This is a genomic window from Xanthobacter sp. DMC47 (assembly GCF_056313845.1).
Genome location: NZ_JBQUZM010000005.1, coordinates 87,597 through 107,881, shown reverse-complemented (window position 1 = coordinate 107,881; position 20,285 = coordinate 87,597). Strand labels below are relative to the sequence as shown.

Here is a 20,285-nt window from a genome sequence, read left to right as displayed (position 1 = left end):
TCCCGTCACGCTGTCATCTGCGCTTTCGGCGGGATGGGTGCTCCGGTCAAGCCGGAGCACGACGGCATTTTTCATCCGGCGTCGCTCGCGCCATCGTCATGGCCTAGCTTTTCCCCACACCGCCGTCGCCCTCCGGCTTGACCGGAGGGCCCATGGCGCGGCCGGGCGCGCGCCGCCGGATTTTGCTCCCGTCACGCTGTCATCTGCGCTTTCGGCGGGATGGGTGCTCCGGTCAAGCCGGAGCACGACGGCATTTTTCATCCGGCATCGCTCGCGCCATCGTCATGGCCGGGCTTATTCCCACACCGCCGTCGCCCTCCGGCTTGACCGGAGGGCCCATGGCGCGGCTGGGCGCAGGCCGCCAGATTTCGCTCTCGTCACGCCGGAGCACGACGGCCGTTTGGGTGCGACGAGAGCCGCCCCCTGCAGCCCACCTACGCCGGCATCTGGAAGCTGAGCAGCTTCTTCTGCGGGAAGTCGTAGAGCTTGCCGGTTTCCATGAAGGTGGGCAGGCACAGGGGCAGGATGGCTTCCGCCGCCTCTTCCGGGGCGGGGAGGGTGGACGGGTCTTCGCCGGGGAAGGCCTTGGCGCGCATCAGGGTGCGGATGGGGCCGGGGTTGAAGAGGTTGACCTTCAGATTGCCGGAGACGCTCTCGTCCGCCCAGGTGCGGGCCATCACCTCGAGGCCCGCCTTGGTGATGGCATAGGGCCCCCAATAGGCGCGCGCCTTGCTGGCCGCGCCGGAGGTGACCACCACCGCGCGCCCCGCCGGGGAGAGCTTCAGCAGCGGGTCGAAGGAGCGCACGCAGCGCCAATTGGCGGTGAGGTTCACCGCGATCGTGTCCTCCCAGTCCTTGGGGAAGACGTGGCCGAGGGGCGAGAGCGGGCCGAGCACGCCGGCATTGGCCACATAGATGTCGAGCCGCCCGTAGCGCTCGTAGAGCGCGCCGCCGAGGCGGTCGATGCCCTCGGAATCCTTGAGGTTCAGCGGCACCAGCGTGGCGCTGCCGCCCACCGCGCGGATGGCATCGTCCACCTCCTGCAGCCCGCCTTCCGAGCGGCCGACGCACACCACATGCGCCCCGGCTTTCGCCAGCGCCACCGCGGTGGCGGCGCCGATGCCGCGGGTGGCGCCGGTGACGAGGGCGATCTTTTCGGCAAGCGGCCGGTCGGTCACGGTCGGATGTCCTTTTGCTTAAGGGGCTCAGCTTGCGGCCCGGATCTCCACCGAGGGCGCGGAGCGCTCGGCCGGCCCGTGATACACCGCCTCGATGTTGTTGCCATGGGGGTCGAGCACGAAGGCGGCGTAATAATCCGCGTGATAGGGGCGCAGCCCCGGCCCGCCATTGTCCGTGCCGCCGGCGGCGAGGGCCGCCTCGTAGAAGCGCTGCACGGTGTCCCGGTCCGGCGCCTGGAAGGCGATGTGGGCGCGGCCGGTGAGGGGCTCACCTACGCTCACGCACAGCTCGTCCGCGAAGAAGAAGCCCTCGGCATCGAGGATTTCGACGCCGAGCACCTCCATCACCGCGCCGTAGAAGCGGCGCGCGGGGGCGATGTCGCGGACGACGAGCTGGATGTGATCGATGAGCCGGCCGCGCTGCCAGCTGTTCATTTCCACCATGCGGCGTCTCCTTCCGTTACGGCAGCTTTATGCTGCCGCTCCGGAGACGCCGCAAGGTGAAGAGGAGTTCCCTCAGCTCGCTTCGGCGAGCAAAGAGAGCTGCTGCTGGCCCACGGCACCGGCCTTGTCGGTGAGGGGGGTGGGATAGTCGCCGGTGAAGCAGTGGTCGGTGAACTGCGGCTTCACCGGGTCGCGCCCCTCGTAGCCCATGGCGCGATAGACGCCATCCACCGAGAGGAAGGCGAGCGAGTCCGCGCCGATGTAGCGCCGCATGCCTTCCAGATCATGGGTGGCGGCGAGCAGCTTGTCCCGGTCCGGCGTGTCGATGCCGTAATAGTCCGGGTGGGTGATGGGCGGGGAGGCGATGCGGAAATGCACCTCCTTGGCGCCGGCATCGCGCATCATCTGCACGATCTTCACCGAGGTGGTGCCGCGCACGAGGCTGTCGTCCACGAGGACGATGCTCTTGCCTTCCACCACCGATCGGTTGGCGGAATGCTTCATGCGCACGCCCTGGTCGCGGATGGACTGGGTGGGCTGGATGAAGGTGCGGCCGACGTAATGGTTGCGGATGATGCCCAGCTCGTAGGGGATGCCCGAGGTCTGGGAGAAGCCGATGGCGGCCGGCACGCCGGAATCCGGCACGGGGACGATCACGTCCGCATGGGCCGGGCTTTCGGTGGCCAGCACGCGGCCCATGTTCTTGCGCACCTGGTAGACGGAGCGCCCGCCCACCACGGAATCCGGCCGGGCGAAATAGATGTACTCGAAGATGCAGGGGCGGGGCGCCATCTCCGGGAACGGCTTGAAGGACTGCACGCCCTCCTCGTCGATCACGATGACCTCGCCGTTCTCGATGTCGCGCACATAGCGCGCGCCGATGATGTCGAGGGCGCAGGTCTCGGAGGCGAGGATGGGGGAGCCGTCCAGCGAGCCGAGCACCAGCGGGCGGATGCCGAGGGGGTCGCGGGCGCCGATGAGCTTCTTGTTGGTGAGCGCCACCAGCGAATAGGCGCCTTCCAGCGTGCGGATGGCGTCGATGAAGCGGTCCACGAAGCGCGGCTTGCGGGAGCGCGCCACGAGATGGAGGATCACCTCGGTGTCCGTGGTGGACTGGGTGATGGCGCCCTCGCGCACCAGTTGGCGGCGCAGCGTGAGGCCGTTGGTGAGGTTGCCGTTGTGGCCCACGGCGAAGCCGCCCGCGTCCAGCTCGGCGAACAAAGGCTGCACGTTGCGCAGCAGGGTCTCGCCGGTGGTGGAGTAGCGCACATGGCCCACCGCGCTGTCGCCGGGCAGGCGGGCGATGACGGCGGCGTCGGAGAACGCGTCGCCCACAAGGCCGAGGCGGCGCTCGGAGTGGAAGCGGCGGCCGTCATAGGAGACGATACCGGCGGCTTCCTGTCCGCGATGCTGGAGGGCGTGGAGGCCGATGGCGGTGATGGCCGCGGCCTCGGGGTGGTCGTAGATGCCGAAGACGCCGCATTCCTCGCGGAGGCGGTCGCCGTTCAGGTCGAGATCGAGAGCGGTGCGACCGCCTGCGTGGTCTTCACCGTCTGCGCGGGAAGCGCTTTCACCGCCGGCCACTGAGATCGGCCCGTCACATCCCAAGTCCATCATGCACCCTCCGCGCGGGCCGGTCAGGCAGCGCCGTGCGAGCTTGCGCCGGGCAATCGGAACCGGGAGCACCCATAGCGCGGAAGGCGCATGCCCCCGCGTGAATGCCCCGGCCGACAGGCCGGTCTGTTGCTGCCCCCAAAAAGAACCTAACGCTGTCCCCCCGTCGGGGCGGCCGGGGCGGCAGTCGTGTCACCCTCCTCAGCGGCGGGCGGCTTCTTCAACTTGTTCAAAATGGTGTTTTCAGGGTCATCCGGCAACTGCGCCTTCAGCCACTCCCCCGCTTTCGTGATGGCGGGGAGCGATTTTGCGTTGGCGACCCACGGCGGCTGCTTCTCCGGCGGCACCAGCCAGTTGAAGAACAGCAGCGCGATCACCATCAGCAGCAGCCCGCGGGCGAGGCCGAAGGCGAAGCCCAAAGTGCGGTCAAGGGCGCCGATTCGGCTGTCGAGCACCAGATCCGAGATGCGCGCGGTGATGATGGAGGCAATGAGCAGCGTGCCGAGGAACAGCAATGCCACCGTCACCGCAAGAGCCGCGGAGTCCTGCGAGATGTATTGCTTCACCACAGGCAGAGCGGACTTGTAGAAATAGACGGTGACGCCGGCTGCGACTGCCCAGGACAGGATGGAGAAGACTTCCCGCAGAAAGCCGCGAACCATCGCCAGGATGCCGGAAATCAGCATCACCGAGAGAACGATAATGTCGAGCAAGGTTATGGGCATCGGCGCATCGATCCGTGATGGGCGCACCGCCGGACGCGCATGCGCGCGACCCGCCCACCCCCGGAGAGCCCAGCCGCGGGGGTGATATAGCTTGCGCGCCCGCCCGCGTCACCTTTCCTCGTCGTCGCCCCAGTTCGCGTGCTGGATGGCCCTTTGCGGGGGATTGCGGTCACTGGAGACCCGCGTTTCGCGCATGGCAGTATCGCGCGTCTCGCGCGGAGCCCGGCGAGGGGCGCTGGCCGCGATGCCGGCCACCAGCTCCGCCAGCGAGGACACGGGCCGCACCGAGACCGGCGGGTCGAGCCCGTCGAGGCCGCCGGAGGGGATGACGGCACTGCCGAAGCCGAGCTTCGCCGCCTCCTTCAGCCGCGCCTGCGCCTGCGAGACGGGGCGCACCGCCCCCGTCAGGCTCGCCTCGCCGAAATGCACGGCATCCGCCGGCAGAGGCGCGCCGGTGAGGGAGGAGACGAGGGCGGCCGCCACCGCGAGGTCCGCCGCCGGCTCGCCGATCTTCAGCCCGCCGGCGACGTTCAGATAGACGTCGTGTCCGCCGAGCCGCACGCCGCAGCGGGCATCCAGCACCGCCAGCACCATGGAGAGGCGGTTGGGGTCCCACCCCACCACCGCCCGGCGCGGGGTGCCGAGGGAGGAGGGGGCGACCAGCGCCTGGATCTCCACCAGCACCGGGCGCGTGCCCTCCATGCCGGCGAACACGGCGGTGCCCGGCGCCCCGGCGTCGCGGTTGGACAGGAACAGCTCGGAGGGGTTCGCCACCTCGGAGAGGCCGCGCCCGGTCATCTCGAACACGCCGATCTCGTCGGTGGGGCCGAAGCGGTTCTTCTGCGCGCGCAGGATGCGGAACTGGTGGCCGCCGTCGCCCTCGAAGGAGAACACCGCGTCCACCATGTGCTCCACCACGCGGGGGCCGGCGATCTGCCCATCCTTGGTGACATGGCCGACGAGGATCACGCAGGCCCCCGTCTGCTTGGCATAGCGCACCAGCAACTGGGCCGAGGTGCGCACCTGCGTCACCGTTCCCGGCGCGCTCTCCACGCTGTCCGACCACATGGTCTGGATGGAATCGATCACGACCATGTGAACTGGCGGCCCGCCGGAGAGCGTGGCGATGATGTTCTCCGCATTGGTTTCGGCCGCGAGGCCCACTTCGGCCTTCTCCAGTCCGAGCCGCTGGGCGCGCAGGCGCACCTGGTCCACCGCCTCCTCGCCGGAGACGTAGACGACGCGCTGCCCGCGCTGGGCGAGCGCCGCCGAGGCCTGCACCAGCAGGGTGGACTTGCCGATGCCGGGGTCGCCGCCGATGAGCAGGATGGAGCCCGGCACGAAGCCGCCGCCGGCCACCCTGTCCAGCTCCCCGATGCCGGAGACGAGGCGCGGGGCGGGCTTGGCGGTGCCCTCCAGCTTTTCCAGCACCACCGCGCGGCCCTTGCGGCCGGAGCGCTGGGCGGCCGGGACGCTGGCGGCCACCGCCACCTCTTCCGAAATGGTGTTCCAGCCACCGCACGCTTCGCACTTGCCCTGCCAGCGGGCATAGACCGCGCCGCAGGACTGGCAGATGAAGGACGTGTCGCGCCGGGCCATGAGCATCACCCTCGGCGCGGGCGGACCGGCCGGGTCTGGAGGCCCGAATCTCGGGCGATGTTCTCCTTATACCCCATTGGCCCCGCGTCATGGGGAGCGGAGCGAACGACCGGCTTGGCCTTCAGAGTTGCGCGCCCCCTGCGGCGCATCTCCAGATGGCGGGAGCGGGACACCTCTGCTAATCACCCTGCGCTGCCCTTTTCCGTCACGTCAGGGGATCGCCCGTGTTCCAAGACCCGTCGGTTCCTTCCCTTGCCGCCCCCGCCTCCGGCCAGCCCGCCGAATGGGTGCGCGCGGCCACCGATCCCGCCGCCTTCGCGGCGGAGCAGCAGGCACTGGGGCGGGTGTGGACCTTCCTGTGCCTCGATGGCGAGGTCAGTGAGGACGGCCAGTGGTTCCGCACCGATCTTGGCGGGCGTTCCGTCTTCATCCAGCGTTTCGGCGACCGGCTGCGCGGCTTCGAGAATGTCTGCGCCCACCGCTTCCACCCCATCCGCCGCGAGCGGAGCGGGAAGGGCGCCATGGTCTGCGCGTTCCACCACTGGCGCTACAATGCCGAGGGCCAGGCGCTGGGCATCCCCGTCTGCGACGAGGCCTATGGCTGCCTGCCGAAGCAGCTGGGCGCGCACCTGAAGCCCATCGAGGTGGAGGCATTCGCCGGTCTCGTGTTCGGGCGGTTTCCCGATCCGGACGGTGAGACCCTCGCGGACTTTCTCGGCGACGCCGCGCCCATCCTCGCCGCGCTCTGCCCGCCCGGGCGCACCTTCACCCGCTTCGGCGGCGAGGTGCCGGCCAACTGGAAGTTCCTCACCCACGTGACGCTGGACGACTACCATATCGTCGCCGTCCACCCCTCCACCTTCGGCGCCAACGGCTATCTGAAGGCGAAGGAGGTCACCTATGCCCGCTTCGGCCGGCACAGCCTCTACACCACCGAGCCGGGGGACGACCCGGTGGCGGGCGTGCTCGCCGATTGCCGGGCGGGCACCTATCGCGCCCGCGACTATCTCATCGTGAACCTGTTCCCCACCTTCGGGGCGTCCCAGTTCCACACCATCGACCTCTTCGGCCGTTCCTATTATTCGGTCATGGTGCTGCGCTATGCGCCGCTGGCCCATGACCGCTCGCGGCTGGAGGGCTGGCTCATCCAGGGCCCCATCGCGCCGCCGCGGCAGGGTCTGCTCGGCCTTTTCGACCGCTTCGCGCAGAAAATGATCGCCCGCATCGTGCCCTTCTACGCGCGCCGCGTGCTCGCCGAGGACAATGCGGTGTGCGAGGGCCAGCAGAGCGTCGCCCGCCAGATCACCGAAGACCAGCGCCTGAGCCCCGCCTTCGAGAAGCGCATCGGCTGGTTCGAGGAGACCTATGCGGCGGAGCTGGCCGCCGCAAAGGCCCCGGACGCCCCCAAGCGCGCCGCCCCTCAGCCGCCGATGTAGCGCCGGGCGTAGCGGGCGCCGAGGGACGTGAGGACCTCGTAGCCAATGGTGCCGGAGCGGGCCGCGAGGTCGTCCACGCTGATGCCGTCGCCGAGGAACACGGCCACGTCGCCCCGCTGCACCGCGCCCTCGGGCAGGTCGGTGATGTCGAGGGTGGCGAGGTCCATGGAGACGCGGCCCACCAGATGGCAGCGTCGGCCGGCGACGATGGCCTCCACCCCCTTGGCGAGGTCGGAGGAGCCGGCGGCGCGGAACAGCCCGTCCGCATAGCCGATGGAGACGGTGGCGAGGCGGCTCGGCCGCTTCAGCCGCTCGGCGGCGCCGTAGCCCACCGTTTCGCCGGCCGCGACGGTGGAGATCTGGATGATCTTCACCTCCAGCCGCACGGCGGGACGCAGCGGCGGCACGCCGGTGATGGCGACGCCGCCATAGAGGAAGATGCCCGGACGGACCAGCTCGAAGCGGAAATCGCGGCCGAGCAGGGTGCCGGCGGAATTCGCCAGCGAGCCCGGCACGCCCCGGAAGCGGCGGATCACGTCGGCGAACACCGCGCGCTGGCGGGCGGTGAGCGCATGGCCGGGGGTGTCGGCGCAGGCGAGGTGGCTCATGACGAGGCTCGGCGTGAAGCCGAGCATCTTGCGCGTCCCGGCGAGCTGTACCGCCTCGTCCACCGAGAGGCCGAGCCGGTTCATGCCGGTGTCCACATGGATGGCGGCGGGCAAATCGGCGCCCCGCTCGCGGCAGAAGTCGCTCCACTCGGTGATCTCGGGCACCGAGCCGAGCACCGGCCGCAGGTTCGCCGCCACATGGTCGGCGGCCGTCCCCGGCAGGAGGCCATTGAGCACGTGGATCACCGCCTCGGGCAGCAGCGCGCGCAGCTCCAGCGCCTCCTTGAAATGGGCGACGAAGAAGGTGCGGGCGCCGGCCTTCCACAGGGCCGGCGCGACACGGTCGATGCCGAGGCCATAGGCGTTGGCCTTCACCACCGCGGCGCATTCGGCGGGGGCGGCAAGCGCCGCAAGGGTGCGCCAGTTGTCGGCGATGGCGGAGAGATCGATGGTGAGAACAGCGCCCGCCTCGCGTTCCTCGCGCGCGGCCTGTTCTGCGGCAGCCTCGGTCGTGGCGGAGTCTTCCGGTGCCTGCGGTTCGCCGGTCAATGGCGATCCGGCAGGTGGTCCTCCCGCGCCAGGTTGGAGAAGCGGGTGAATTGCGGCTCGAAATGCACCTTCACCGTCCCGGTCGGACCGTGGCGCTGCTTTCCGATGATGATTTCGGCCGTGTTCTCGGCCGCCTTCATCTCGATCTCCCACTTGAACCACTCCTCTGTGCCGGGCTTCGGCTCCTTGCTCTTAAGATAGTACTCCTCCCGGTAAACGAACATGACCACGTCGGCGTCCTGCTCGATGGAGCCGGATTCACGCAGGTCCGACAGTTGGGGCCGCTTGTCGTCGCGGGCTTCCACCTGACGCGAGAGCTGGGACAGCGCCATGACCGGCACCTGCAGCTCCTTGGCGAGGGCTTTCAGGCCCGTGGTGATCTCGGTGATCTCCTGCACGCGGTTCTGCGACGACGCCTTGGACGAGCCGGACAGCAGCTGGAGATAGTCGATGACCATGAAGTCCAGCCCGCGCTGGCGCTTCAGCCGCCGCGCCCGCGCCACCAGTTGGGCGATGGAGATGCCGCCGGTGTCGTCGATATAGAGCGGGATGGTCTGCATGGTCTGGGCGGCGGCGGCGAGCTTGGAGAACTCGCTCTCCGAGATGTCGCCGCGGCGGATCTTGTAGGAGGCGATCTCCGCCTGCTCGGCGAGGATACGGGTGGCGAGCTGCTCGGCCGACATTTCCAGCGAGAAGAAGCCAACCACGCCGCCGGAGACGGTTTCCGTCGAGCCGTCCGGCCGGGTCTCGCCGCGATAGGCGGCGGCGATGTTGAAGGCGATGTTGGTGGCAAGCGAAGTCTTGCCCATGGCCGGTCGGCCGGCGAGGATCACGAGGTCCGAGGGCTGGAGGCCGCCCATCTGGTGGTCGAGGTCGTCGAGGGCGGTGGCGATGCCGGAGAGGTGGCCGTCGCGCTGGAAGGCCTTGGAGGCCATGTCCACCGATTCGCGCAGCGCCTCGCCGAAGCGCTGGAAGCCGCCGTCGTAGCGGCCGGTCTCGGCGATCTCGTAGAGGCGCTTTTCCGCTTCCTCGATCTGGTCCTGCGGGGTGGCGTCCACCGGGGCGTCATAGGCCTCGTTGACGATCTCCTCGCCGATGCGGATCAGGTCGCGCCGCACCGAGAGGTCGTAGATGGTGCGGCCGTAGTCCTCGGAATTGATGACGGTGGTCGCCTCCGCCGCCAGCCGCGCGAGGTATTGCGGGCCGGTGAGGCCGGCGACGTCCAGGTCGGCGGGCAGGAAGGTCTTGATGGTGACCGGGGTCGCGAGCTTTCCGGCGCGGATCAGCGCCGACGCCAGCTCGAAGATGCGGGCGTGGATGGGCTCGTAGAAATGGCGCGGCTCGAGGAAGTCGGAGACCCGGTAGAACGCCTCGTTGTTCACGAGGATGGCGCCCAGCAGGGCCTGCTCGGCCTCCACATTGTGGGGCGCCTGGCGATAGGCGGGTTCGAGGTCGCCCTTGTCCGACAGATCGAGCATGAAGCCGGCACTTCCCTGATGGGGCAATTCTTGCTTTGAGGAGGTGGTGTAGCAAGATCGAATGCGGCAGCCAGCAACACACACCTATTGTCCCCAGAGAAGGACAGTGGGGATAACGTCCAGCGTAGCGCCCGCTACCCGTCGCTGGGCGGCCGATCGGCGCCAGGGACCCGCGTGCGACCCGGCTCTCCCGCGGAACCATTCGTGACAGAAGGGCGACGCAGCTTGAACGGGGCCGAAACCGAGCCGCGGCGCGGATTTCGCGCGGTTCTCTTTGCCACCGGACGCAAGGTGCGCTACAGGCTTGCCGCGGCGGCACTGAGGGGAAAAGTGATGCGTTCTGTCCAGTCCGGAACGTCGCGGTCTGCCGCGCGTGCGGTGCGCGTGCTGTGCACGCGGGTGTTGATGGCGGCCGTTTTCGTGCCGACTGTTCTGGCACCGTCCCTTCTCGCGCCGTCCGTGGCCAGTGCCCAGGGCGATCCGCTGGCGCCGCCGTCCGACCTCGGCGCGGGACCGTTGCCGGTGCCTGTCGACGGCACCGCCATCTACGGCCAGAACCAGCCGCCGCCGGAAGGCTACATGGCTGTTCCCGTGCCGCCCTCCACCTGCTCGGGCGTCCGCCAGGTGGTGAACTCGCAGGGCTTCATCCTCATCCCCACCGGCGGTGGCAACGCGCAGCGCTATGTGCGCGACCAGCGCTTCTGCCAGGACGACCAGACCACCAAGCCGGCCTGGATGCCCACCTCCGACAATCCCCGTTGCTTCGTTGGCTATACGTGCGGCGAGGCCAATAATGATGGCGGCAACTGAAGCCACCCCTTTCTGAAAGCGTCCGCCGCCCATGCGTGTCACCCCTGACAGCGTGCTCTTCGTCACGATCGATTCCTGCCGTTACGACACCTTCGTGGCGGCGACCGCGCCTGCCATGAAGCAGGTCTCCGCCCTCTACCGGGCGCAGGCCCCGGCGCATTTCACCTATGCCTCCCACGCCGCCATGTTCGCGGGCTTCACCCCCGGCGTGGCGGAGCTGGCGACGCCGTTCCTGAACCCGAAGTTCGCGCGGCTGTTCCGGCTCGACCGGGCCGGAGCGGCAGGCCATGCGCGGCCGGGCTTCTCGGTGAGCGGCACCGACATCGTGGATGGCTTCCGCAATGCCCGCTACGCCACCATCGGCACCGCGGCCATGGGCTGGTTCGATCCGAAGACGCCGGTTTCCAAGAAGCTCACCGGCAGTTTCGAGCAGTTCCTGTTCACCGGCGACAAGGGCATCGCCACGCAGATCGCCTTCATCGAGAAGCAGGCGGCGCGGGAGACGCGGCGTGACCTGTTCGTCTTCCTGAATGTGGGCGAGACCCACGTGCCCTATTATTTCGAGGGCGCGCCCTGGGACCGCGCCGACAATCCCTGCCTGCCGTTCCAGAAGGTGGACCGCTCGGCCGAGTGCCGTGAGCGCCAGCGCCTGTGCTGCGAATATGTGGACCGCAAGCTCGCCCCGCTGCTGGAGCGCTTCGCCGACGCCACCATCGTCCTGTGCGGCGACCACGGCGATTGCTGGGGCGAGGACGGATTGTGGGAGCACGGCATCGCCCACCCCATGACGCTCACCGTCCCCCTCCTCATCCGCTACCGCGGCCGGCCGGTGGAGAACCTGCCGGCCTTGGGATGATGCTGCGTCCGAAGATTGCATTTTTGTAGACATACAATTTTTGATTGTAGGCGCCCGCGTTCGCTGCGCATGATGCCCGAAGGGGATCATCACGCGAGGGGGCGCGCATGACGACGAGAGCCATCTACATCTGGAAGCTCGGTCCGGTGGTGGCGGCCGAGGGGTCGGTGACGAAGCTTGTCGAGAAGGCGCGGCGGGCGCGCATCTCGGCCCTGTGGGTCAAGATCGCCGACGGGGCATCCGAATATGCCAACGTCACCACCGATGGCCGGGCCTTTGCCGATCTCATCGCCCGCTGCGCCGACAAGGACATCGAGGTCCACGGCTGGCATGTTCCCCATTGCGCGGACCGGGCCGCCGTCGGGCGGGAGGTGACCGCGGTCGCCGGCGTGCTGGGGCGGCTGCCGCTGGCCGGGCTCATCATGGATGCCGAGGGCGGCGACGCCTTCTTCCAGGGTGGCAAGGAGGAGGGGGACGCCTATGGCACCGCCATGCGCGCCCTCGCCGACCAGCATGGCATCGGGCTCGCGATCTCCAGCAACGACATGCCGGGCAAGCTCGACGGCTGGCTGCCGAAGTTCAACAAGATCGCCAGCCACGCCACCATCAACTTCCCGCAGGTCTATTACGGCAGCAGCCCGAGCGTGCTCAACCGGCTGGAGCGGGCGGAGGCCGCCAATGCCCATGTCACCCTGCCGTTCGCGCCGGTGGGCGCGGCGTGGATCGGCGACGACGGCGGCTGCGCCTCCGGCTCCGCCTGTGCCGAGCGGGCGGCGGCGTTCATCGCGCTGGTCCACAAGCGCAGCTACCCGCTCTACAGCTTCTGGCACTGGGGTGGCGCGCCGCTCGCCTTCTGGGAAGTGCTCAACACCACGCCGCCATGAGGCCGGGCGCCGAGGTCACGTCGTCGCGTCCTTGACCTTTCAGGTCACGTCGTCGCGCTGGTGAACCTCCCGCTCATGCGCCTGCCATTGCAGCGCGGACGGCGGCACCAGCAGGCTCAGGGCGGCGGGGGCGAGGGCGTAGCGCAGCGGCAGACTTTCGCGCGTCACCTCGCCATCGGTCGCCACCCACGCGCGGCGGCGCCGGGCATGGATGGTCACGCGCCGCGCCGAGAAGGAATGGATGCCCGGTGCCCCGCGCCAGGCGTCCACCAGCACCTCGGCCCCGGTGCGCAGCTTGGCGAGGGTGCCGCGATCCTCCGCCACCAGCACTTCCAACTGCCCGCCGTCGAGCCGCGAGCGGTGCCAGCCCGAGGCGTCGAAGGCGTTCACCGTGACGAGGGCGGCATAGGCGTCGATGGATTCGCGCGCGCCCGCCACCTCCACCTCCAGCGACATCCGCCCGGAGCGGAACACCGCCCGCCCCAGCGCCATGAACCAGCCGAAGGCGCGGCCGCGGTCCCGCAACTGCTCCCGCGCCATGGCCATCTGGCTGAAGAAGCCGACCCCCGACACCCCATGGAAGGGGCGGCCATTGAGGGTGCCGAGATCGACCCGCATGGGCTTGGCGTCATGCAGCGCCTCCAGCGCGCCCATCAGGTCGCGCGGCAGGCCGATGTCGTAGGCGAGGAGGTTCATGGTGCCGAGCGGCAGCACGCCGAGGGTCACATCGGTGTTGGCGAACACCGACGCGGCATAGGAGACGGTGCCATCTCCGGCGCCCACCACCACCGTGTCGTAGCCCTCGCGCGGGGCCGAGGCGATGGCCGCCGCCATGGCGTCGCCCTCCGCCACCACCACGTCCACGTCGAGGTCGGGCCGTGTCAGGGCATCGTCCACGATGGCGCGCACCTTGTCGGGGCCCATGTCGTGGACGGTTCCCGCTTTGGCATTGAGTACGACCCGCATTCGCCGCATCGTGCATCCTCCAGACCGGCACAAGCGTTGGCGCAGCCGGGTGGTTCCCTTTTGCCTGCCGCTCCGGTGTCGCGGGCGCCGATCCGAGGTGCATCATGTCCACCGCCCCCACCGGAGCAAAGGGCTCCTATATCTTCCGGCTGCGCGCGGGCCTCCTGGTGCTCGCCGTCTCGGTGCTGCTGTGCTGGGTGGGCGGGCACTTCGTCGCCCGCCAGTTCGGCCTCGGCCTCGGCTGGGCGATCCTGATCGCCCTCGCCATCTGGGTGGGCGTCGGCATCCTGATCGCCCGGCTGGACAGCCGCATCTATTACGGCGTGGCCCTGGCGGTGACGCTGCTCCTCGGCTACCTCGTCTACGACTTCACCCGCTCGGCGCTGGACTGGTCCAACGCGGTGGCCCTCACCCTCGCGGTTCTGGCGACGGCGCTGCTCGCCTTCACCTTCCACGATTTCCGGCGACTGAAGCACGAGCTGCGCCTGTGGGCCTACCGTCGGTAGCGCTATCTTGTTTTGCATTGCAGCGGGTTGCGCACCGCACAGTGCCTGGCTCAGGCTTGACTTTCCGTGAGGGGCGCCATCCAAGTAGGCGCAGGCGGGGCATGCCACCTAGGGTGGCGGGCGGCTGTGTCGCCTCCTGATGGCTCGCCCGGAGGCCGGGCGACTGTGGACTGAGCATGTCGGACGGACGCCTCTACATCTTTGCCGGACCCGTCGTCTCGCTGCTGATCGCGATGGTGTTCCTGCTGGTCTGGCTGCATGACCGCGGGCGCCGCTGCGGGCTCTATTTTGCGTCCGCCTTCTGCGCCTACGCCCTCGCGTCGCTCATCCAGGTCACCGGCTTTCCCCGTGGCGTCGGCCCCAATACTGTGGTCTCGGCCATCATCTACACTTTCGCCGTGCTGACCATGGTCGAGGGCGTGCTGGTGCGGTTCGGCCGCGCCGGATCGGGCACGCTGCTGCTGGTGATCGCCTGCGCCATCGTCGCGCTGGTGTTGTATTTCTTCTATTTCGACCGCGATCTCGTCGCCCGCATCTATGTGCAGAATTTCGGCTACGGCCTCATGTTCGTGGTCGCGGCGGTGCAGATGTTCGCGATCGAGCGGCGGCGGCCCATCGACCGGCTGCTGTTCTGGACCTTCCTGGTGTTCGGCCTGCACTTCTTCATCCGCACCGGCCTGACCATGCAGATGTCCGGCGACCTTTACGAGATCGACCGGATGCGGGAGGCCGGGGCCGACCCCTCCGACCTGTCCGCATTGTTCCGCGCGACCCCGTTCTGGCAGGTGCTGAACTTCTCCCTGCTCATCAGCGGCCTGCTGCTCGCCCTCGCCCTGCTCGGCTCCATCGCCGCGGACGCCATCGACGAGATCCGCCGGGAGGGCCGCACCGACGCCCTCACCGGCCTCGGCACCCATCGCGATTTCATGGAGCGGGCAGCCGACATCCTGGCCGATCCCGGCGCCCAGCCCGTGACGCTCATTTCCTGCGACGTGGACCGTTTCGAGGAGATCAACGACGGCTTCGGCCATGGCTCCGGCGACCGGCTGCTCGCCGTCCTCGGCGGCCTGATCCTGCAGGAGACCACCCCGCGCGATGCGGCGGCGCGCATGGGCGGGGACGAGTTCATGGTGCTGCTGGCGCGGACCAATCGCGTCGGCGCCTCCCGCGTCGCCGAGCGGCTGCGCTCGGAAATCGAGTTCGCCCGCCTCTCGGTGCTGCCGCCCCACGCCGCGGTCACGGCCAGCTTCGGCGTGGCCGAGCGGCGGCCGGGCGACAACCTCGACAGCCTGATCCGCCGCGCCGGCGGCCTTCTGGCGGCGGCCAAGCGCGAGGGCCGCGGCGGCCTCGTCACCGATGCGCCCCTTGGGGAGAGCCGGGACGAAGAGACCCAACACGACGAGGTCCAACACGACGAGGTCCAAGAGTCCGAGGTTCAAGTGGCTGAAAACCTGCCGGACGAGACCCGCAAGGAGCCGCCGGACTCGGACGCTTCCCCTCCGCCCGCGGTGGACGCGCAGGCGGATGCCGCGGCCCCTGCCGACCGGCCCCTTCCGATGGAGAACAGGCGTCGCGCGCCCTGACCGGCTCCGCTTGATCTGGATCAACGTCCGCGTGCGCCCCGCTGCCTAGCTTTCCCCCATAACCATAGGGGGAAACCATGCCTGCACAGACCGCCATCTGGCTCACCGTCATTCTCATCGCCTTCGGTGGCTTCGCGCTGGCCCTCGCCTGGGCCGACCGCTACACGGCCGGCGGCAAGCGCTGATCCCGCGCGGCCCGGCTCCGCTCGCGTTGCGGGCCGCTCGGCCCATGGCTTAGTCTGCCCCGCGGCACATGCCCGGGGGCGCGCCATGATGGGATGTTCAAGGGACACGTCGTGCGTACCGCGCGGGCGGGGCGGTCGTCGCGCGCTGGCGATGCCGGCGCAAAGACTCGCGCAAGTCTTCGCGCAAGTCCTCGTGCTCGTGCTCGGCTCTGCCGCGGCCCATGCCACCGGCACGCTGGATTGCAGCATCGACGATGCGGCAGTGGCCTTCGACGCGCAGACGGCCTTCTCCCACGGCATGGGCGGCAGCTTCAACAATTTCCGCGCGGTGCTGCAGCTGAAGCCGGCCGCCAAGGCCGGCCCCCCATCCGGCAAGCTGGAACTGGATGGCGAGGCGCTGGTCCACCACTGGTTCCACTCCAGCGAGGTGCGCCTTCACCTCTATCGCGAGCTTCCCGACCCCAGGGCCGGCGCCGCCGAGCTGGTGATCGAGACCCGGGCGAAGGGCAAGGACGCCGAGAGTTTCGCCGGCCGCTATGTGCTCACCCTCACCACGGTGGATGCGGACGGCAAGGAAAAGACCCGCACGCTGAAGGGACGCGCCACATGCTCCGCCGGCTGATCGCCGTTGTTCCGTTCGCCATCGCCTTGGTGCCGTCGCTCGCCCCGGCTGCGGACCCGCTGCCGCCCTTCGCCTGCACCGGGCCGTTCGCGCCCGACACCGACGAGGCGGCGCTGATCCGCACGTTCGGGCGCGCCAACGTGGTGTTCCGCAGCGTGCCCGCCGCCGAAGGCGAAATGGTAAAGGCCACCGTGCTGTTTCCCGAGGACAAGTCGCGCCGGGTGGAGATCATCTGGCTTGACGACAAGAAGCGGCGGCGGCCGGGCGACGTGATCGTCCATGACCCCGGCCCATGGCGCACGGCCGAGGGCATCGGCGTCGGCGCGACGCTCGCCGAGGTGGAGGCGGCGAACGGCAAGCCCTTCACCCTCTCCGGCTTCGGCTGGGACTATGGCGGCTCGGTGCTGGACTGGGACGGCGGCCGTCTCGCCAAGACCGCGGGCTGCCGGCTGCAACTGCGCTTCGAGCCGCCCGGCTCCTATGAGGGCGACGTGGACGGCGACCGGGAGTTCCGCTCCGACAACAAGGACATGCGGGCGGCGAAGCCCGTCGTCTACCAGATGGTGCTGTCCTACGGCGGCGAGTGAGCGCCCCTTCGCGAGTGAGCGACTTGCCGCCGTCCCTGTGCTAAAGGGGCGGCATGTCGCCCCCCGCCAGACCCCGGCCCGAGCAGCCCGCCGCCGACGCCGCGCCCGCGCCGTTCTGGCGGACCAAGACCCTCGCCACCATGACGGTGGAGGAGTGGGAGAGCCTCTGCGACGGCTGCGGGCGCTGCTGCCTCGTGAAGCTGGAGGACGAGGACACGGGCGCCATCGCCTATACCGACGTCGCCTGCCGCCTGTTCGACGCCGGCTCCTGCCGCTGCAGCGATTATCCCAACCGCTCGGACATCGTGGCTGACTGCGTGCGCCTCACCCCCGAGGCGGTGGAGAGCATCGGCTGGCTGCCGCCCACCTGCGCCTACCGGCTGGTGCGCGAGGGCAAGGACCTGCCGTTCTGGCATCCTTTGGTGTCGGGCACGCCGGATACGGTGGTCAGCGCCGGCATCTCGGTGAAGGGCCGGGTGGCGGGGCTGGAGAGCGCTTTCGGCCTGTTCGAACTGGTGGACCACATCGTCAACTGGCCGGCCCGCTGGCCGCGCGGCGCCAAGGGGGCACAGGCGCCCGCGAAGCGGGACCGCCCCCGGGCGAAGCCGGGCCCGACAAAGCCGGGCCTGTCTGATACGGGGGCCTGAGCGGGCCTATTCGGCCGCCGTGCCGGTCTTCTTCTTGCGGGTTTCCACCGGCGCCGGCTCGATGAGGTGGCGGCATTCCTCGGCGGTGAGGGGCTCGCCGAACACCACGCCCTGGCCGTATTCGCAGCCGAAGCGGGTCATCTCGGAGGCTTCCGCCTCCTTCTCCAGCCCCTCGGCCATCACGTCCATGCCGAGGTCGTGGGCAAGGTCGATCATGGCGCCGACGATCACCGGGCGGGCGGCGCGGGACGGGCCCTTGGCCACCGAGCGCACGAAGCGGGGGTCGATCTTCACGCTGTCAAACGGGAAGCGCTGGAGATAGGCGAGCGAGGAATAGCCGGTGCCGAAATCGTCGAGGCACAGGCCCGCGCCAAGCTCGCGCATGCGGCCCAGCACCACGGCGGCATATTCCGGGTTTTCCATCACCAGACCCTCGGTGACTTCCAGCTTCAGCGAGCCGGGCGCCACCGTGTTGCGGGCCAGCACCGATTTCAGGTCCTGGATCAGGTCGTGCCGCAAAAGCTGCCGGGACGAGACGTTGACGTGCATGAACAGCGGCGGGTCCACGCGCAGCAGGCGCTGCCACTGGCCGAGCTGGCGCGCCGCGCGGTCGAGCACGAACAGGCCGAGGTCGAGGATGAGCCCGGTCTCCTCTGCCAGCAGGATGAATTCGGAGGCCGCCAGCTCGCCGAGGCGCGGGTGGTTCCAGCGCATATAGGCCTCGAAGCCGCCGATGGCCCGGTCGCCGAGGCGCACGATGGGCTGGTAGCGGACCGAGATCTGCTCCTTCTCCAGCGCCTCGCGCAGCTCCTGCTCCAGCACCACGCGGTCGATCTTCTGCTGGCGCATGGCCGGGCGGAACACCTCGATGCGGTCGCCGCCGATGCGCTTGGCGTAATACATCGCCAGCTCGGCGTCTTTGAGCACCTCGTCGCGCTTCACCTGGTCCGGGCCGGACAGGACGAGGCCGATGGAGGCGGTGACGAACACCTCCCGGTCGGCGAAGGCGATGGGCGCGCGCAGCGAGCGGCGCAGGGTGTCGGCGAAGGTGGTGATGCGCTCGGCGTCACGCTCGGACATGAGGATGATGCCGAACTGGTCGCCGGAGATGCGGGCGAGCGTGTCCTGCGGCTTCAGAAGCCGCGTCATGCGGCGGGCGACGGTGAGGAGGATGGAATCCGCCACCGCCATGCCCACCTGCACGTTGAGCTGCTTGAAGCGGTCGAGGTCGATGACCATCACCGTCGGCTTCACCTTGTCGTCGAGGCGGGCCGCGACGAGGGCCTGATGCAGCCGGTCGAGGAACAGTTCGCGGTTGGGCAGGCCGGTGAGGTTGTCGCGCACCGCGTCGTGCAGCAGGCGCTCGGCGGCGATGCGCTCGCCGGTCACGTCGGTGAGGGTGCCGATGCAGCGCACCACCTCGCCGTCCGCGCCCACCACCGGGCGGGCCTTCAGGTTGAAGGTGAGATAGTGGCCGTCGATGGCGCGCAGCCGGAAATCCTGGTCGATGCGGCCGCGACGCTGGTCGATGATGCCGTCGAGCGTCGCGCGGAAGCGGTCGCGGTCGGCGGGGTGCAGCACCTCCAGCCAGCCGGCGGCCTCGGTCTCCAGCGAATGGCGCTTCAGGCCCAGCGCCTCCTCGGCCTCGGGGGAGGTGTAGATGCGGTCGGTGTCCACATCCCAATCCCACACGATCAGGCCGGAGCCGGCCAGCGCCAGCGCGCGGCGCTCCAGCTCGGATGTCGAGCCCTGAATGCCGCCGATGCCGGCGAAGGCGTGCTGCATCACCGTGAAGCCGATGAGCATGACAATGAGCACGAGGCCGCCCGACAGCGCCGGGGCGGCCAGATCGTTGGTGACGAAGCCGGCCACCGTCAGGCCCGCCATCATCACCCACACCACCAGCAGCGACCAGGTGGGGATGATGAGCACCGCGCGGTCGAAGCCGTGCTGCGACAGCCAGATCACCACGCCGAAGCCGGCCACCGCAACGGCGAGCAGCGAGAGGCGGGCGATGCCCGCCGCCACCGGCGCATCGAGCAGCGCCACCACCACCAGGGCGGCGAGGAAGACCAGCCAGCCGGCGGCGACGTGGACATAGCGCACGTGCCAGCGGTTGAGGTTGAGATAGGCGAACAGGAAGACGAGGAGCGTCGCGGTGAGGATCGCCTCGCCCGCCGCCCGCCAGAACTGCTCGGCGATGGGGGAGAGGCCGAACACCTTCGACCAGAAGGCGAAGTCGAGGCCGATATAGCCGAGCACCGCCCAGGCCAGCGCCGCGGCGGCCGGGAACATCACCGAGCCCTTCACCACGAACAGGATGGTGAGGAACAGGGCGAGCAGGCCGGCGATGCCGATGACGATGCCGTGGTAGAGGGTGAAGGCGTTCACCCGGTCCTTGTAGGCGTCGGGCTCCCACAGATAGAGCTGCGGCAGCGTGGGGGAGCCGAGTTCGGCCACGAACGTGACCGTGGAGCCGGGGTCGAGGGTGATGAGGAAGACGTCCGCATCCGGCGCCGATTGCCGTTCCGGCTTGAAGCCCTGGCTCGGCGTCAGCGAGAGGATGCGGCGGTTGCCGAGGTCGGGCCAGAACAGGCCGGAGCCCGACATGCGGTAGTGCGGCGCGACGATGAGGCGGTCCACCTGCTCGTCGGTGTTGTTGGTGAGGGCGAAGGCGATCCACTCGCCATGGCTGCGCCCGTCGGAGGTCGGCACCTCGATGCGGCGCACGACGCCCTCGGCATCGGGCGCGGTGGAAATCTGGAAGCGGCCGTCCTCGGTGGTCTGGCGCTCGACGGCGGGCAGCAGGTCCACCACCTTGGCATCGAGCCGCAGCGCAATCGCCTCCATCGCCCGCGCGCTGCCGGTGAGCGCACTGAGCATGAGGAGGAGCGCCACGGGCAGAGCGAGGACGCCGGCGAGAAACGACCGCAAATTCAGGTCTCCGCATCCGGCATGGAACCGGACCGATCAGCCTTGGAACATGCCCGACGCCGGATGCGCCGCGC

At 69.4% G+C, this 20,285-nt stretch carries 18 protein-coding genes; 9 read left to right on the top strand and 9 right to left on the bottom strand.

The genetic code is table 11. The features are described 5' to 3' along the window. Window positions 1-434: 434 nt before the first annotated feature. From ACT54R_RS20665 to radA, 5 genes are all read right to left on the bottom strand, one after another. A complete protein-coding gene (locus tag ACT54R_RS20665) occupies window positions 435-1,178 on the bottom strand; it encodes an SDR family NAD(P)-dependent oxidoreductase (RefSeq protein WP_476329422.1) in 744 nt (247 codons plus the stop codon). A gap of 27 nt (window positions 1,179-1,205) precedes the next feature. After that, window positions 1,206-1,622, bottom strand: a complete 417-nt coding sequence (locus ACT54R_RS20660; RefSeq protein ID WP_476329420.1) for a VOC family protein — start codon at window positions 1,620-1,622, stop codon at window positions 1,206-1,208. Window positions 1,623-1,694: 72 nt separating this feature from the next. After that, entirely contained in the window at window positions 1,695-3,236 is a 1,542-nt protein-coding gene (gene purF, locus ACT54R_RS20655; RefSeq protein ID WP_476329418.1) for an amidophosphoribosyltransferase, read from the bottom strand. 149 nt (window positions 3,237-3,385) lie between these two features. Continuing rightward, on the bottom strand, window positions 3,386-3,961 hold the full coding sequence (locus ACT54R_RS20650; protein WP_476329415.1) for a CvpA family protein: 576 nt from the start codon (window positions 3,959-3,961) through the stop codon (window positions 3,386-3,388). A gap of 108 nt (window positions 3,962-4,069) precedes the next feature. Further along, complete coding sequence (gene radA / locus ACT54R_RS20645; RefSeq protein ID WP_476329413.1) at window positions 4,070-5,560, bottom strand: DNA repair protein RadA; 1,491 nt, start codon at window positions 5,558-5,560, stop codon at window positions 4,070-4,072. Window positions 5,561-5,784: 224 nt separating this feature from the next. On the opposite strand from radA, the gene ACT54R_RS20640 reads away from it, so the two are divergent. Then, window positions 5,785-6,996, top strand: a complete 1,212-nt coding sequence (locus ACT54R_RS20640; RefSeq protein WP_476329411.1) for an SRPBCC family protein — start codon at window positions 5,785-5,787, stop codon at window positions 6,994-6,996. On the opposite strand, the gene alr is transcribed toward ACT54R_RS20640, so the two are convergent. Then, on the bottom strand, window positions 6,981-8,153 hold the full coding sequence (gene alr, locus ACT54R_RS20635; protein ID WP_476329409.1) for an alanine racemase: 1,173 nt from the start codon (window positions 8,151-8,153) through the stop codon (window positions 6,981-6,983). The two genes, ACT54R_RS20640 and alr, sit on opposite strands and share 16 nt — an antisense overlap. After that, complete coding sequence (locus tag ACT54R_RS20630) at window positions 8,150-9,631, bottom strand: replicative DNA helicase (RefSeq protein ID WP_476329408.1); 1,482 nt, start codon at window positions 9,629-9,631, stop codon at window positions 8,150-8,152. The genes alr and ACT54R_RS20630 overlap by 4 nt, the downstream gene beginning before the upstream one ends. Window positions 9,632-9,964: 333 nt before the next feature. Here ACT54R_RS20630 and ACT54R_RS20625 point away from each other — a divergent pair, with 333 nt between their 5' ends. The 3 genes from ACT54R_RS20625 to ACT54R_RS20615 all read left to right on the top strand — a co-directional run bounded on the left by ACT54R_RS20625 (window position 9,965) and on the right by ACT54R_RS20615 (window position 12,181). Continuing rightward, on the top strand, window positions 9,965-10,441 hold the full coding sequence (locus ACT54R_RS20625; protein WP_476329406.1) for a hypothetical protein: 477 nt from the start codon (window positions 9,965-9,967) through the stop codon (window positions 10,439-10,441). A 31-nt stretch (window positions 10,442-10,472) separates the two neighbouring features. Further along, a complete protein-coding gene (locus tag ACT54R_RS20620; RefSeq protein ID WP_476329403.1) occupies window positions 10,473-11,297 on the top strand; it encodes an alkaline phosphatase family protein in 825 nt (274 codons plus the stop codon). Between the two features lie 107 nt (window positions 11,298-11,404). Then, window positions 11,405-12,181: a hypothetical protein gene (locus ACT54R_RS20615; RefSeq protein ID WP_476329401.1), complete on the top strand. Its 777-nt coding sequence runs from the start codon at window positions 11,405-11,407 to the stop codon at window positions 12,179-12,181. 39 nt (window positions 12,182-12,220) lie between these two features. On the opposite strand, the gene ACT54R_RS20610 is transcribed toward ACT54R_RS20615, so the two are convergent. Next, window positions 12,221-13,147: a diacylglycerol/lipid kinase family protein gene (locus tag ACT54R_RS20610; RefSeq protein WP_476329399.1), complete on the bottom strand. Its 927-nt coding sequence runs from the start codon at window positions 13,145-13,147 to the stop codon at window positions 12,221-12,223. A gap of 104 nt (window positions 13,148-13,251) precedes the next feature. Between ACT54R_RS20610 and ACT54R_RS20605 the strand changes: the two genes are divergently transcribed. The 5 genes from ACT54R_RS20605 (at window position 13,252) to ACT54R_RS20585 (ending at window position 17,277) form a co-directional block, all read left to right on the top strand. Continuing rightward, a complete protein-coding gene (locus tag ACT54R_RS20605; RefSeq protein WP_210254333.1) occupies window positions 13,252-13,653 on the top strand; it encodes a hypothetical protein in 402 nt (133 codons plus the stop codon). 176 nt (window positions 13,654-13,829) lie between these two features. Next, window positions 13,830-15,236 carry a GGDEF domain-containing protein gene (locus ACT54R_RS20600; protein WP_476329396.1) on the top strand — a complete coding sequence of 469 codons (1,407 nt, stop codon included), beginning with the start codon at window positions 13,830-13,832 and terminating at the stop codon, window positions 15,234-15,236. Between the two features lie 336 nt (window positions 15,237-15,572). After that, window positions 15,573-16,043: a hypothetical protein gene (locus ACT54R_RS20595; protein ID WP_476329394.1), complete on the top strand. Its 471-nt coding sequence runs from the start codon at window positions 15,573-15,575 to the stop codon at window positions 16,041-16,043. Next, entirely contained in the window at window positions 16,028-16,630 is a 603-nt protein-coding gene (locus ACT54R_RS20590; protein WP_476329392.1) for a hypothetical protein, read from the top strand. The genes ACT54R_RS20595 and ACT54R_RS20590 overlap by 16 nt, the downstream gene beginning before the upstream one ends. Before the next feature lie 53 nt (window positions 16,631-16,683). Continuing rightward, window positions 16,684-17,277, top strand: a complete 594-nt coding sequence (locus tag ACT54R_RS20585) for a YcgN family cysteine cluster protein (RefSeq protein ID WP_476329390.1) — start codon at window positions 16,684-16,686, stop codon at window positions 17,275-17,277. Between the two features lie 6 nt (window positions 17,278-17,283). Here the strand turns inward: ACT54R_RS20585 and ACT54R_RS20580 are convergent, their stop codons facing one another. Then, on the bottom strand, window positions 17,284-20,160 hold the full coding sequence (locus ACT54R_RS20580; RefSeq protein ID WP_476330104.1) for an EAL domain-containing protein: 2,877 nt from the start codon (window positions 20,158-20,160) through the stop codon (window positions 17,284-17,286). Between the last annotated feature and the right edge of the window lie 125 nt (window positions 20,161-20,285).

Bases quoted from the DNA above. Each gene is read 5' to 3' on its own strand.
- ACT54R_RS20650 (WP_476329415.1), bottom strand. From the start codon at position 3,961: ATGCCCATAACCTTGCTCGACATTATCGTTCTCTCGGTGATGCTGATT.
- ACT54R_RS20610 (WP_476329399.1), bottom strand. From the start codon at position 13,147: ATGCGGGTCGTACTCAATGCCAAAGCGGGAACCGTCCACGACATGGGC.
- radA (WP_476329413.1), bottom strand. From the start codon at position 5,560: ATGGCCCGGCGCGACACGTCCTTCATCTGCCAGTCCTGCGGCGCGGTC.
- ACT54R_RS20630 (WP_476329408.1), bottom strand. From the start codon at position 9,631: ATGCTCGATCTGTCGGACAAGGGCGACCTCGAACCCGCCTATCGCCAG.
- ACT54R_RS20660 (WP_476329420.1), bottom strand. From the start codon at position 1,622: ATGGTGGAAATGAACAGCTGGCAGCGCGGCCGGCTCATCGATCACATC.
- ACT54R_RS20620 (WP_476329403.1), top strand. From the start codon at position 10,473: ATGCGTGTCACCCCTGACAGCGTGCTCTTCGTCACGATCGATTCCTGC.
- ACT54R_RS20605 (WP_210254333.1), top strand. From the start codon at position 13,252: ATGTCCACCGCCCCCACCGGAGCAAAGGGCTCCTATATCTTCCGGCTG.
- purF (WP_476329418.1), bottom strand. From the start codon at position 3,236: ATGGACTTGGGATGTGACGGGCCGATCTCAGTGGCCGGCGGTGAAAGC.
- ACT54R_RS20625 (WP_476329406.1), top strand. From the start codon at position 9,965: ATGCGTTCTGTCCAGTCCGGAACGTCGCGGTCTGCCGCGCGTGCGGTG.
- ACT54R_RS20590 (WP_476329392.1), top strand. From the start codon at position 16,028: ATGCTCCGCCGGCTGATCGCCGTTGTTCCGTTCGCCATCGCCTTGGTG.
- ACT54R_RS20585 (WP_476329390.1), top strand. From the start codon at position 16,684: ATGTCGCCCCCCGCCAGACCCCGGCCCGAGCAGCCCGCCGCCGACGCC.
- ACT54R_RS20615 (WP_476329401.1), top strand. From the start codon at position 11,405: ATGACGACGAGAGCCATCTACATCTGGAAGCTCGGTCCGGTGGTGGCG.
- ACT54R_RS20580 (WP_476330104.1), bottom strand. From the start codon at position 20,160: ATGCTCAGTGCGCTCACCGGCAGCGCGCGGGCGATGGAGGCGATTGCG.
- ACT54R_RS20595 (WP_476329394.1), top strand. From the start codon at position 15,573: ATGCCGGCGCAAAGACTCGCGCAAGTCTTCGCGCAAGTCCTCGTGCTC.
- ACT54R_RS20600 (WP_476329396.1), top strand. From the start codon at position 13,830: ATGTCGGACGGACGCCTCTACATCTTTGCCGGACCCGTCGTCTCGCTG.